Annotated in this window: 1 rRNA gene; it reads right to left on the bottom strand. The window is 54.0% G+C overall.

Annotated elements, in window-relative coordinates:
* A 16S ribosomal RNA gene (locus tag DPV74_RS41890) occupies nt 1-298 on the bottom strand; the annotation flags it as partial.

The following is a 298-nucleotide window of genomic DNA, read 5'->3' as shown; positions in this document are numbered from 1 at the left end:
GTTTGTCACCGGCAGTCTCCTTAGAGTGCTCTTGCGTAGCAACTAAGGACAAGGGTTGCGCTCGTTGCGGGACTTAACCCAACATCTCACGACACGAGCTGACGACAGCCATGCAGCACCTGTGCGCCGGTTCTCTTTCGAGCACTCCCACCTCTCAGCAGGATTCCGACCATGTCAAGGGTAGGTAAGGTTTTTCGCGTTGCATCGAATTAATCCACATCATCCACCGCTTGTGCGGGTCCCCGTCAATTCCTTTGAGTTTTAATCTTGCGACCGTACTCCCCAGGCGGTCAACTTC

This window comes from Burkholderia sp. HAN2018 (assembly GCF_024704855.1).
Taxonomy (GTDB): Bacteria; Pseudomonadota; Gammaproteobacteria; order Burkholderiales; family Burkholderiaceae; genus Burkholderia; species Burkholderia cepacia.
The sequence above is the reverse complement of the archived record's forward strand: the minus strand, read 5'-3'. Positions and strand labels throughout refer to the sequence as shown.